General features: G+C 52.0%; 9 protein-coding genes and 1 tRNA gene. 3 read left to right on the top strand and 7 right to left on the bottom strand.

Translation table 11 applies throughout. From position 1 onward, the window contains the following. Positions 1 to 7: 7 nt before the first annotated feature. A complete protein-coding gene (locus tag B051_RS0112230; protein WP_018478490.1) occupies positions 8 to 916 on the bottom strand; it encodes a helix-turn-helix domain-containing protein in 909 nt (302 codons plus the stop codon). Positions 917 to 1,357: 441 nt separating this feature from the next. Here B051_RS0112230 and B051_RS0112225 point away from each other — a divergent pair, with 441 nt between their 5' ends. Beyond that, entirely contained in the window at positions 1,358 to 1,837 is a 480-nt protein-coding gene (locus B051_RS0112225; RefSeq protein ID WP_033316864.1) for a hypothetical protein, read from the top strand. 297 nt (positions 1,838 to 2,134) lie between these two features. On the opposite strand, the gene B051_RS0112220 is transcribed toward B051_RS0112225, so the two are convergent. The 3 genes from B051_RS0112220 to B051_RS0112205 form a co-directional block, all read right to left on the bottom strand. Beyond that, positions 2,135 to 4,045 carry a RecQ family ATP-dependent DNA helicase gene (locus B051_RS0112220; protein WP_018478488.1) on the bottom strand — a complete coding sequence of 637 codons (1,911 nt, stop codon included), beginning with the start codon at positions 4,043 to 4,045 and terminating at the stop codon, positions 2,135 to 2,137. 786 nt (positions 4,046 to 4,831) lie between these two features. Continuing rightward, positions 4,832 to 5,617: a hypothetical protein gene (locus B051_RS0112210; protein WP_018478486.1), complete on the bottom strand. Its 786-nt coding sequence runs from the start codon at positions 5,615 to 5,617 to the stop codon at positions 4,832 to 4,834. 290 nt (positions 5,618 to 5,907) lie between these two features. After that, the gene (locus tag B051_RS0112205) at positions 5,908 to 6,573 is read right to left on the bottom strand and encodes an ABC transporter ATP-binding protein (RefSeq protein ID WP_026236368.1); all 666 of its coding nucleotides are present in this window, start codon (positions 6,571 to 6,573) and stop codon (positions 5,908 to 5,910) included. Positions 6,574 to 7,112: 539 nt separating this feature from the next. On the opposite strand from B051_RS0112205, the gene sucC reads away from it, so the two are divergent. Further along, positions 7,113 to 8,309, top strand: a complete 1,197-nt coding sequence (gene sucC, locus B051_RS0112200) for an ADP-forming succinate--CoA ligase subunit beta (protein WP_018478484.1) — start codon at positions 7,113 to 7,115, stop codon at positions 8,307 to 8,309. Between the two features lie 113 nt (positions 8,310 to 8,422). On the opposite strand, the gene B051_RS0112195 is transcribed toward sucC, so the two are convergent. Then, positions 8,423 to 8,836 (bottom strand): organic hydroperoxide resistance protein, encoded by a 414-nt coding sequence (locus B051_RS0112195; protein WP_018478483.1) that lies wholly within the window; start codon positions 8,834 to 8,836, stop codon positions 8,423 to 8,425. 190 nt (positions 8,837 to 9,026) lie between these two features. On the opposite strand from B051_RS0112195, the gene B051_RS0112190 reads away from it, so the two are divergent. Next, positions 9,027 to 9,100 (top strand) — tRNA-Arg (locus tag B051_RS0112190). A 240-nt stretch (positions 9,101 to 9,340) separates the two neighbouring features. On the opposite strand, the gene B051_RS0112185 is transcribed toward B051_RS0112190, so the two are convergent. Both B051_RS0112185 and B051_RS0112180 read right to left on the bottom strand, forming a co-directional pair. After that, the gene (locus B051_RS0112185; RefSeq protein ID WP_018478482.1) at positions 9,341 to 11,545 is read right to left on the bottom strand and encodes a S9 family peptidase; all 2,205 of its coding nucleotides are present in this window, start codon (positions 11,543 to 11,545) and stop codon (positions 9,341 to 9,343) included. A gap of 316 nt (positions 11,546 to 11,861) precedes the next feature. Further along, positions 11,862 to 13,109 (bottom strand): NAD(P)/FAD-dependent oxidoreductase, encoded by a 1,248-nt coding sequence (locus B051_RS0112180; protein WP_018478481.1) that lies wholly within the window; start codon positions 13,107 to 13,109, stop codon positions 11,862 to 11,864. Position 13,110: the final 1 nt, after the last annotated feature.

Raw genomic sequence — 13,110 nt, 5'->3', positions numbered from 1 at the left:
GTACCAATCAGCGGACTTTGCGGATGGCGAGCGGAGTCTGGCCCGTTTTGCGCTTGATGAAGTGGCTGAAGTGCGACTGGTCGTCGAAATTGAGCAGGTAGGCAATCTCCGCGATGGGCTTGTCGGTGCTGGTGAGTAGGGCTTTCGCCTCCAGCAGCAGCATGTTATTGATGATATCGTGAGGTGGCTTGCCAGTGGTACTCCTCACCACATCTGACAGATGCTTGGGCGTGATGTTGAGCAGATTGGCATACTGCTGCACCTCGTGCATCTCTTTAAAGTTCTTCTCCACCAGGTGCTTGAAGTCGTTGGTGATGCGCACGGCGCGGGTGGCCTTGTCCTGTATGTGCACGGTATACCTGGCCTTGTAGCAGTCGCGGATGAGCAACAGCAGAATGTGCACGTAGTCGCGCAGCAGCTGGGATTTCTCTCGGGACGAGGACTCGTTGACTTCAATCAAATCCAGGAACACGCGTTGAATCAGGTGGCTTTCCTTGGCGGTAAGGCTGATGATATGCACCGCCTCCATGTCAAAGAATGGGAATTGGTCGGTGAGCGAGCCGTTCAGGATGGGCTGCAGAAAATCGGTATTGAACTCCAGGCAGAAGCCCTTGCATTCCGAAATGTGGCCAGACGCGTACACGAGGCTTTCAGGGACAATCACTAGGTCATGGGGTTTCAACCACTGGTGCTTCTCATCCAGCCGTATGTCGTGCGGACCGTCCAGCAGCAGGTAAATCAGATGAAAGCCTCTCCTCAAGGCTGGAATCCCCAGCTTCGGGTCTACTTTCTTGTGCCTTTCCTGCAAGGTGCCTGGCAGCACCATCAGGCCCGGGTCGTAGGGCCTTTCATCTTTATTTACAATTCTCTCAAAGGCAGCAATCGTATCATAGGTCAAAATCTCGTTTTTGGGCACAGTCTATACCTTAAAATCTCTCAATCCGCACAACATGCATTAACCCGTATTCGGAATAGAACCAGCACTACTCAACCCGGCGACAGGTTGCGTGACTATACTTTATGATAGCACGAAGCAGATTAAATGTACCCCCAAGCCATAACATGGCGAAGCCTACAAAAGGTCAACTAAAACCTGCTTTTCTTATACATTAAACCCACTTTGGGGCTTTTTTTGGCAGATGACTTATAGGGAGGGTCTAAAGTGGCCAATGAAATGGTAGAGTTTGGACATAGTAGAAAGCATGGGATGAACTTGATTTAGCCGCTTCCGTCATTGGAAACCACATGGAGCACATTCACCAGTTCATAGGAGGTATACACTAAAATGCTAAACAGGAAAATTGCATAAAAAACACATTAGGTTTATATTTATACTTCAACTAAGAATACTATTACTATGAACAGCCTGAAGATAAACTTGCCTATACCGCCACAACCCATGGAGCTTGAGAAAAAAGCCAACTTCTACAAGGTGATGGCGGCCATCCTGTTCCTAATTGGGGTGGTCATCATCTTTTCTAAGTTCACCGTCTTCAGCAGCCTGATGTTCCTACTGTTCGCCTTCGCCAGTTACCGGGTACTGAAAGCGGCCAATGGAGAAGATTTCCTGAAGGTGCTCGACAACAGCTACCTATACATTGACGAGGAGAGGTTTACGCTGCACCAGAGCCAGTACGCATTTCAGAGGGGAGAGCTCACACTAGAGAACACCGTGTTCTGGACATGGGCGAAGGAGCTCCGGATAAGCCCAGAGGCGTTTGAAGTACTAATGGCCAACGGGGAACGGCGGCGCATTGGACTTGACTTCCTGACCGGCACCAAACTGAGCGAGGTGCTCGACCGGCTCTACGAAGTGAAGGCCAGGTATAACCTGTGAGGGCGTAGTTACGCGCTATACCTCTCACAGCTGCAACAACGGTCTAACTTAAGGCGAACCAGCATACTTCCTCGGGGGAAAACCAAGCTCCTCATATGCACATCCAGCACCAGATAGCGGATATGTAAGTTTCCCAAACGCTTATTAAGTCAAATAGAAATTCTATACGAAAGGCATCGGGTATGCTTCTATGTTACACCTTTTGTGCCATGGCCGAACCAGCAGCCAGGTATAGGTATAGGTATAGGTATAGGTATAGGTATAGGTATAGGTATAGCGAAGGAGCGTTCCGCTTTTCTACTCCGTCACCAGCAATTTGCCGCTGTCTTCGCACCGGAGCCTGCCCAGGTCCAGCAGTTCACGGATGAGGGAGGTCACCGTTTGGGAATGCTTGGGTTCGAACTTTTGCACCAGCTCTCTTGGGAGCAGCGGCTTTTCCTGCACCAATGTCAGTAGCTTGTCCCGCAGCAGCTGTTGCTCCTGCCCTTCCCGTTCTTTCTTGCGCTGGGCCAGGCAATAGTCGCAGATGCGGCAGCTCTTGTCATTCAGCTCCCCGAAGTACTCCAGCAGCAGTTGGGTGCGGCAGCGGTCAGAGGTTTCCACGTAGTGTGCCATCTCTTTCACCTGCTCCAGTGCCCGCTCCCGCAACTGCTCCAGCTTTTTGTGGTTGAGCGGCAGGTTGGCGGCATCGAGGCGCGGGGTGGTGAAAACCACCTGTGGTGAGTCGTGCTGCGGCTCGTACACCAGCACTTGCAGTTTGTGCAGGTACTCTAGCTTGCGGCGCACCTCCTGCTCCGGTTTCTTCAACAGCTCCGCCAGCTTCCGCTCCGATATCTTCACAAAGGTAGTGAAGGCCTCTCCGCCATATACCCGCAATAGCAGGCGCAGCAGCGCGTCGTGCTCCGCGTTGGCCACCTGAAACTCATACAGGGCCATGTTGTCGAGCAGCAGGAAGAGCCGTGAGGGCATGTAGTAAGACTCGTTGAGTTGGATATACCCTTCCCCCTCCAGCCTTTTCATGACGTGGTGCACCTCCAGCGGCTTGAGCTTGTAGTTCTTGGAGAAAGCAGCCAGGTCGAAATCGAAGCTGCTCATCAGACCGCTCCCCACCGCAATCTGGTAGTAGTTGGCAAGGCATTGGTATACCCGGCGGATGAGTTCCAGAGGCGGGTGCGCCTCGGCTACCTTCTGCATCAAATCTTTCGTGTCGCTGGGGCCATAGAGCAGGGTGGCGTAGGCATATTTCTCATCGCGTCCGGCCCGTCCGGCCTCCTGGTAGTACGCTTCCAGACTTTCGGGCAGGTCCAGATGCACCACCAGCCGCACGTCCGGCTTGTCTATACCCATTCCGAAGGCGTTAGTGGCCACTATCACGCGCACCTTGTCCTGTATCCAGGCATTCTGCACTCTGTTCCGCTCCTCAAATTTGAGCCCGGCATGGTAGGCCGCCGCCGCAATGCGCCGGCTCTGCAGGAACTTCGCCAGTTCCACTGTTTGCCGGCGGCTCCGCACATACACAATGGCCTGCCCTGGCACGCGCTGCAGTATCTCCAGAGTGCGTCCTACTTTGTCTTCGGTATAGAGGCAGGAATAAGAGAGGTTGGCGCGCGCAAAACTCTTAACGAATACGTTCTGCTTTTTGAAGGCCAGCTTCTCCTGTATGTCCTGCCGCACCTGCTCGGTGGCGGTGGCCGTCAGCGCCAGCACCGGCACCTGAGGCAGCACTTCCCGCAGCTCGGCCAACTGCAGGTAGGGCGGCCGGAAATCATAGCCCCACTGCGAGATACAGTGTGCCTCATCCACAGACAACAAGTTAACCTTCATCCGCTTTACCCGCTCCTGAAACAGGTCGGTGAGCAGACGCTCCGGCGACAGGTATAGGAACTTGATGTTGCCATACACGCAGTTATCCAGCGCAATGTCAATCTCGCGTCGGTTCATGCCCGAGTAAATGGCCACGGCCGGTATACCTCGCTTTTTAAGCTGTTCTGCCTGGTCCTTCATCAGCGCAATCAGCGGTGTGATGACCAGACAAATGCCTTCCTGCACCATGGCCGGCACCTGAAAGCAGATAGACTTTCCGCCACCCGTCGGCAGCAGTGCGAGCGTATCCTGCCCCGCCAGCACAGACTGGATAATATCCTCCTGCAATGGCCGGAATTGGTCATAGCCCCAGTAGGTCTTTAGTATGTGGTGGATATCGTGCAAGGATGCCTGGTTTGTGTAGCGAAGATAAACTATAGCTGACAGAAGTCATCGTTCATGCCTGTTATTTCAGCGTTAACTTCTTTTGGATATAAATCCATTTCGCCTTCAAGGTCCTTGCTGGTACCTGTCGCGGTTTGCTGGCAATCCTGTTGCTGGTGTAGCCTCTGCCGCTCCAGTGCCCTTATACTTATCTTTTCATAGCTACTGTTTGAGCGCTCAAGCCGCGGGGGCATCGTCCTTGGGCGGAGCGCGGTGTATTGAAGCTGCTCCTCGCTGCGCTGCGGGCTGCCGCTGTCGCGGCACCGCAACACTACAAGGCGCTCCACCCAAGGACTGGGTAGGTCACTCCTTGGCTGCGGCCGCTGGTGACGCCACCATGCTATATCCACTCCTGCCCCCTTCGAAGGGGGACTTTCTGCCGTTACTGTTCGTGACATTGAAGCGCTGTAGCACAGGACACTGGCAGGTATAGCAAGACATACCTACAACAGCAGATACAGGGCAGCAGCACCAGCCAGGTGCACCTTACGGCGCTCCACTGTCTGAGCGGTCAGCGAGTTTGGAGCGTCTTGACTTTTTTGCCTACTTTTTGTGTCAAGACAAAAAGTAGGTGCCCGCCGCACAGGCGAAGCTATAAGACAACTCAGCGTGCGAACAGCAATGCCGATGCTACAGAGCATAAAGCAAAAGCAGCAACTAATGCATCGCTATACCTTACAAGCAACCCCAACAAAAAAGCCCGCCTCAAAAGAGGCGGGCTTTACTACTGGTAGATATTTCGGCAAATTAAGCGGCAGCGGACTGTCCGTCTTCACGGTCTTCGATTACTTTCTTCAGCTTATCGATGGCCTGCGCGGCACGCTCCTCGTCAAAACGGTTGATGTTGAGCAACATCTTCGTTTTCTCCTGGCGCGTAATCACCGGGTTGTTCAACAGGCGAATGATTTCCTCCTTCTGCTTAGCCGATGCATAGCGTACGCCTGGCGTTGGCTCCGCGTCTGCAGCGGCGGCCTCAGCAGCAGCGGTGGCAGGAGCGGCCTTCATCGTTGCCTTCTTCTCTGTAGGTACGGCTGGCTTGGCTGTTTGCTCATTGCCTGCATAATCCATTTCCTCCACCGGAGTAGGCTCATAACCAGCCGCACGGATAATCCAGGCCAGAATGTTACGGTATGCCTTACCAATGGCACGTGTCTGCGCCATAGAGGCTATCGCAAACTCCTGGTAGTACTTCTTGCCCTGCTCTTTATTAGAACAGATGGCAAATCCTGCGCCCACCACTTGCTGGCTACGCAGGTCCAGTAAGTTCACTTTAGCCTGGTACTTTATCTCCTCATCGGTGCTGATGTTCACTACATGCTCCACCACCGGCAGAATACCAAGGCGGGAACCAGCGTACTGCCAGCCTTCCACGTTCACGTACTCTTTTCCTTGTATGTTCTGGAACAATCGGTTCTCTTTGATGAACTTAGCCAAATCCACGGCTAAGTGAAGCGTCTCGTCCGATTTGGCTATATCATAGCTTTCAATCTTCGGCCGCTTCTCCACTTTGGTTTCTTTGTTTACTTGACTCATTTCTAGTTAGCTTTCATGGTTTTAGTACATATATCAAACATACCTGCTCCTCAAATGGTGCAAAAAATACAAAAAAATATACACTGCAACGCATTGAAAACCAATGAGTTATAAACTATTTTTTTGCGCTATGTTTGCCCCTGCCGCATACCTTCGGTTTTTGACCTGAATGGCTGTGGGGGGATATACAATACGTAAAAAGTACAAAGAGTGGATGGATAGGTATAGCAAGTGGAGAATCAGCCTGAGCAGGACTGCCCAGGAATGGATTAGCTTTAACGAAGCAAGGGTTATTTTACAGCTTCCTGTACGATGAGGCCGTCCTTCATCACCAGCGTGCGGTCGGCCATGGTGGCCAGTTGCTCGTTGTGCGTCACGATGACGAAGGTCTGGTTGAACTCGCTGCGCAGCCGGAAGAAGATTTCGTGCAGTTCCTGCGCGTTGTGCGAATCCAGGTTGCCGCTGGGTTCATCGGCAAAGATGATGCGGGGAGAGTTGATGAGGGCGCGTGCCACAGCCGTACGCTGCTGCTCGCCGCCTGACAGTTCAGAGGGCTTGTGGTGCATGCGGTGGGCGAGGTTGAGCATACCCAACAGATTGGCCGCCTGCTCACGCACCTCTCTTTCGGGGCGACCAGCCAGGTAGCCGGGCAAGCTGGCATTCTCAAGGGCGGTGAATTCCGGCAACAGGTTGTGGAACTGGAATATGAAGCCAATGTGCTTGTTGCGAAACCGGGCAAGGTCCGTGGCATTCATCCGGGATATGTTTTTCCCGTCAAACAGCACTTCGCCGGTATCGGTAGAGTCTAGGGTGCCCAATATGTGCAGCAGTGTGCTTTTGCCAGCGCCCGAGGCCCCCACGATAGAGACCACCTCCCCTGCGTTGATGAGCAGGTCAATACCTTTGAGCACCTCTAATGAACCGTATTTTTTATGGACGTTGACTACTTGCAGCACGGGTTGGCAGTAATATGTTGGTGAATACCTACAAAAAATGTCTGCCAAAGCTACAAAACAAAAGGTATAAAGTGGCAGGCCCTCAGTAATTTTTGAGCAATTACTCCCCAGCCAGAATCGACGTCAGCCCTTGTTACTTCTAAAGCCTTTCCTTCACCTTTACCCTACCCACAGGCTGCCCGTTTTCAGGGTGTCTCATCCAGTACCTCTTTGGTGTATAGCTTGTCCGCCATCATAATCCTACACCTATAACGACTATACTGGTGCATAAGCGGGTAGATTAGGGATAATCAGCCTTCCAAATGGAGGTCATACCTGGCTAGGCACTTCCTCACAGGAATGCTTATTCTAAACACCAATGAAGTAGCAAGGTATAGCTGAAATGAGGCAGTAGCATAAAACAGGAGCTGCCATTTCAAGGCATGGCACCTTATCCTACAAAAACCAGCCCTACGCGCTTCTCCTTATATTTTAAAAACCGTTTTCTTGAATTTAAAGCGATAAAGGCTTACTTTCGTGCGTCTATTAAAACTGAAAGCATGAACATACACGAATATCAGGCTAAAGAGATTCTAAAAAGCTACGGCGTTCGCATCCAGGAAGGCATCGTGGCAGAGACGCCGGACCAAGCGGTAAAGGCTGCCATGAAACTGACCGAGGAAACCGGAACAGGCTGGCACGTAATCAAGGCGCAAATTCATGCGGGTGGCCGTGGTAAAGGTGGTGGCGTAAAGCTGGCCAAGAACCTGGACCAGGTAAAGCAGATTGCCAGCGACATACTGGGCATGACCCTGGTGACGCACCAGACCGGCCCTGAAGGCAAACTGGTACAAAAAGTGCTAGTGGCGCAAGATGTTTACTACCCAGGCGAGTCTGACCCGAAGGAGTTCTACCTGAGCATCCTGCTGGACCGTGCCAAAGGTCGCAATGTTATCATGGCATCTACTGAAGGTGGTATGGACATCGAAGAGGTGGCTGAAAAGACCCCTGAGAAAATCATAAAGGAATGGATTGACCCGGCTGTAGGTCTGCGTCCGTTCCAGGCAAATAAAATCGCGTTCGCGTTCGGCCTGCAGGGCGAGGCTTTCAAAGAGATGGTGAAGTTCATCACCAGCCTGTACAAAGCCTATGTGGAGACTGACTCAGCCATGTTCGAAATCAATCCTGTGCTGAAGACGTCAGATAACAAGATTTTGGCTGTTGACGCCAAAGTTGACCTGGACGATAACGCATTGTTCCGTCATAAGAACCTAGCAGCGCTGCGTGACATTACCGAAGAAGACCCATTGGAGGTGGAAGCTAGCCAGTCTAACCTGAACTACGTGAAGCTGGATGGCAACGTAGGCTGTATGGTGAACGGTGCCGGTCTTGCCATGGCGACTATGGACATTATCAAGCTTTCTGGTGGCGAGCCTGCCAACTTCCTGGACGTAGGGGGTGGAGCAAACGCACAGACGGTTGAAGCTGGATTCCGCATCATCCTGAAAGACCCGAACGTAAAGGCTATCCTCATCAATATCTTTGGCGGCATTGTGCGCTGCGACCGTGTGGCGAACGGGGTTGTAGAGGCTTACAAGAACATCGGCGACATCAACGTGCCAATCATTGTTCGTCTGCAAGGAACGAACGCTGAAGAAGGCGCTCGCATCATCGACGAGTCTGGCCTGAAAGTATACTCTGCTGTGGCGTTGAAAGAAGCCGCTGAGAGAGTAGAGCAGGTTCTGGCACAGGCTTAGTCCTACCATACATAAAAACAGAAAGGGCTGCCGTAACTGGCAGCCCTTTCTGTTTTTATCCTTGTGAATAAGGTGTTGAGAATGACTCCTATACTCTATAGCTCTCCAATTCCCTACACTATCTCCAAATCTACCTGGATATTGCCGCGTGTCCCGATGGAGTACGGGCAAACCTGATGTGCCTCGTCCACCAGTTGCTGGGCCTTTTCCTTGTCTACACCCGGTAGGTGTACCTCCAGTTTCACGCCGAGGCCGTAGCCACCGTTGTCGTTCTTGAGCAGGTCTACGTGCGCCGTTACCGTCGACTCCGGATTCAGCCGCTCATGGTGCTTGCCTGATACAAGCAGGAGAGCGCTCTGAAAGCAGGCGGCATAACCTGCCGCGAACAGCTGCTCCGGGTTTGTCTTTCCATTCGACCCCATACCTTCCGGTACAGCAAGCGGCATGTCCAGTATCCCGTCCGATGATTTTATATGGCCCCGTCGGCCGCCTGTGGCAGTCACTTCTGCCGTATACACTTTTTCCATAGCTTCGTGATGTTATTTTGGTTCTAGAACTAATATCTATAAACTTGAAAACCCTGCTTATTGTTTTATCCCTTAGCCACTTAACCCGCCATAAGCTGTAACAGACAGGTGTAAGTAGATTGTACGCCGATAAATTTTAAACTTAAAATTTCCTTTTTAGCGCATTGTTCCTATTTTTGCAGCACGACAAGCACCCGTAGTTCAACTGGATAGAATATCGGATTTCGGCTCCGAGGGTTAGGGGTTCGAATCCTCTCGGGTGCACAGGTACAATTTCAAGCGCTAGCTACTCTAGAAGTGGCTGGCGCTTTTTGTTTGTTCAGACTTTAGAGCTGCGGTATACCTGATGTATACAATTTACCAACCCTATTTCGGTGTAGTAATAGGTCTAAGCAGGCTGTACTCAGAAGTCGTCAGCATACCAGTTCATACTATTCTGCCAATAGCAAAGAGGGCAAAGCTTGTAAAAGGTGTTCTTACAAGCTTTGCCCTCTTTTTAATATTCTATCTGCCGCCCGGCGGGCAGTACTGCTTCAGGAAGTTGGTAAACAAAGTAGAAAGGTGTTCCTCGGTGCCCTCCCCTTCGGAAATGCTGTGCGAGCGATTCGGGTAAGGCATAAACTGGAACTGCTTGTTATACCTGATTAACTCATTCACCAACTGCTCAGCATTGTTATAGTGCACGTTGTCATCACCAGTTCCATGGATGTAGAGCAGGTTGCCCTTCAAGTTTTTAGCATGGGTCATGGGTGAGCCTTTAACAAAGTCCTCGCGGTTCTCCTGCGGTAGCCCCATATAGCGCTCCTGGTAAATGTTGTCGTAGGTGAGTTGGTTGGCTACGGCAGCTACCGAAATGCCTGTCTTATAAATATCCGGGTGCTGGAAGAGCAGGTTGAGCGTAGCGGAGCCGCCGCCACTCCAGCCCCAAACCGCGACCCTGGCTGAATCTACAAAGGGTAACTTGAGCAGTTCTCTGGCTGCAGCAGCCTGGTCTGATATGTTCAGCTGGCCCACTTTCCGGTAGATGCTCTTGCGCCAGTTCCTGCCTTTGGGCACGGGCGTACCACGGTTGTCTACCGATACATAGATGTATCCGTCCTCGGCCATGTTGCCTTTGTACAGATTGTTATGACCTGCCCCATACACATCATTCACGGTTTGGCCTGCTGGCTCGGTGTATACATAGAAAACGATTGGGTACCTCTTCTTCGCATCGAAGTTGGCAGGCTTGGCCATCCAGGCATCCATCTCTACCCCATCCGCGGTTTTAATTTTGAGGAACTCTACCCCGCTGGCAGCTTTATCGGCCGTGGCCAATGCTTTAGCTACGGCACTTTCGCCTACTGTAGACTTGTGGTTTGGCAACGAGACCCACTCACCCACCGGCTTGGTGTAATAGTTAGAAAAGCGATGCTGGGCATACTTTGCATTTGGAGACAAGCTATAGGTATGCGTGCCTGGCTGCGATGCCGGGGTAATACGCTCTGCTTTGCCTTTGCCATTGAGACGCGTGCGGTACAGGTACTGCTGGGTGGCATTGTCTGGTGAGGCCAGAAAATAAACGTACTCTTCCTTTTCGTCTATGCCAGCAATCTCCATCACATCATAGTTGCCTTTGGTGACCAGGCTTTCTTTTTTGCCGTCGCGGCTTATGCGGTAGAGGTGGCGCCAGCCGTCTTTCTCGCTCGCCCACAAAAACTCTTTGCCACCATTCAACCAGTCCCAGCCACCGTAACTGTAGGAATTGTCCCAGCTGGGCAGAATGTCAATCCAGGCTTCGTCCTGCTCTTGATATATCTGTCTGGCCTTGCCGTTTTCAGCATGGCAGAGGTATAGCGTGCTTTCGTTCTGCTTGCGGTTCAGTTGCTGCACGACGAGTTCATCGGCAGAAGCAGCCCACTCCATGCGGGGCAGGTAAGTGTTACTTGGGTCTCCGGGTATCTCCATCCAGCGGGTAGCCGCATTGTTGATGTTTACCACTCCGATTTTGTAAGGCGATGGCGCTTCTCCGGCCACGGGGTACTCTACCGGGATTACTTTTGCGTACACATCGTCTGTCATATTAAACATGATGTAATCTTTCACCTGTGTCGCATCCAGTTGCCAGTAGGCAATCTTTTTGCTGTCGGGACTCCAACGGAAACCGTCGCGTGCGGAGAATTCTTCTTCGTAGGCCCAGTCGAAGGTACCATTGATGAGCTTTCGGGTACCGTCTTTCGTTAGCTGCTTTTGCTCACCGTTTTGAAGGTCTTCTACAAAAATATTGTGCTCGCTTACATAGGCCACTTTCCCTCCATCCGGCGAGAATTTAGCAAACATCAGGGATGATTCCGGTCTGCCTGCTCCCAACTGACGCAGCTTCTTTGTTTGCAGGTCATACACCCAATAATCGCCTCGGGTATCGTAGCGCCATACCTTTTGGGTGTTGGTATAAATCAGGACTTTCTGTTCATCGGCCGTTAAAGCAAAACTCCGAACTTTCAAGGGCTCGGTTTTGCCGGCAGGTATAAGCGCTGCCTTCTCCAGGAAAACGCTGGAGGTTTCCTTCGGCAAAGTATACTTTACCAGCTGCCCCTGCTCAGCCATCACATAGGCATTGCCGGCTTTCAGCCATTGGCGGTTTTGGCTGCCCTGGGCAAGGGAGGTGTTGGCAAAGATGACGAGCAGCCACAGCTGCAGCAGGAGAACCCGGAGTTTAAAGTTGTGCATACCTGAATCGATTTATGAATTATTGCGCACTGAGTAAGCCAAGTGCCTTCAAAAGATTTGTTTTTGCAATTTTACATCGCCTATACCTGTAAAAGAAGCCTTGCTTTATACTTCTCAGCTGCTACAGTTTCCATGTTCTGCTCCCTCCTGCTTTTCGGGCATCTCAGTCACAAGTCAACTGCCGGAAATTTCCTATTCCCCGTGTAACGGATTACACGGAGTAGTAAGTGCGTAGCAAGCTTGGTTTCAGACATGGATGCCTGGAGCAGCAAAGAGAAACCGCACAATATATGTCGAGCCGCCTCTCTATACCTGATTAGTTATACCTGTCCGGCGAGAAGGCATCGGTGAGCAGCTGCGCTTTTTTCTGCAGCAGTTGTTCGGCCAGCACTTTGCCTGTTGCCGGTGCCAGACTCACGCCCATCATGCTATGGCCCGTGCCAAACAGCACATTACTCCAACGCTGCGTAGCGCCAATGTAAGGCAGGCCATCCGGTGAACACGGCCTCAGGCCGCTCCATACTTTCTCCGGCTCCGGAAGTGTAGGCTGGAAACTAGTATAGTATTTTGGAATCGCATCGAAAATACCCCGCACCCGCTGTTGGTTGATGCTGTGGTCGGTTCCCGTGATTTCCATGGTGCCCCCAAAACGCACTTGTTCACCAAAGGGCGTAACGGCTACTTTCCGTTCGCAGAGTATGGCAGGGAGCTGCAAAGCTGGCTGGTTCTGCTGCATAAAACTATAGCCTTTACCGGATAGCATGGGCAGGTAAATGCCCAATTTGCTAGCCAGTCCGCCCGACCAAGCCCCGGCACAGACAATCAGCTGGTCGCAGTTGAAGTCGCCTTGGCTGGTCACTACAGCATGTATGCGGTTGCCCCTATTCTCAAATTTAAGCACCTGCGCCTGCGACACCAGCTTCACGCCTTTGGCTATAAGGTAATCTTTTAGGAAGCAGTGCAGCCTGGCAGGGTCCAGATGCGCATCGCCCGTGAAATGCACCGCCCCGCGCACGTCCAGTTCCACGTTTGGTTCGAGCTGTTGCGCTTCCTCCCGCGACAGCACGTTTGCTTCCAACCCATGCTGGTTGGCCAGGTGCGCCATTTCAATTTCCTCCCGCTCCATTTCTGGCGTTCTGTACAGCATCAGCAGGCCTTTCTCTTCCAATCCAATCTGGGATTCGGGGTGCTGCAGCGCAAAATCCAGGTATAGGCGCTTGCTCAGCAGGCTCAGGTTTTTCAGGTATGGGATGCTGTGCTCTACATGTTTCTTAGTAGAGGCGCGGTAAAAGTGCAGGCACCATTGCAGCAGTCGCCTGTCGAGCCTGGGGTGAATATAAAAAGGACTGGTCGCGGAGAACATCCACTTCAGTCCTTTGCTAATCATACCTGGCGAAGCTAGCGGTACTATGTGACTTGGCACAATCATGCCGGCATTGCCTGTAGAGCAGCCCTGCTGCATGCCTCCCTGGTCGAGCAGGGTGACTTCGAAGCCTTCTTCTGAGAGGTAGTAGGCAGTGAACAGGCCCACGATGCCCCCACCGATGATAATTACGTTGCTCATA

This window comes from Pontibacter roseus DSM 17521, from assembly GCF_000373265.1.
Taxonomy (GTDB): domain Bacteria; phylum Bacteroidota; class Bacteroidia; order Cytophagales; family Hymenobacteraceae; genus Pontibacter; species Pontibacter roseus.
This window is presented reverse-complemented; position numbering and strand designations above follow the sequence as displayed.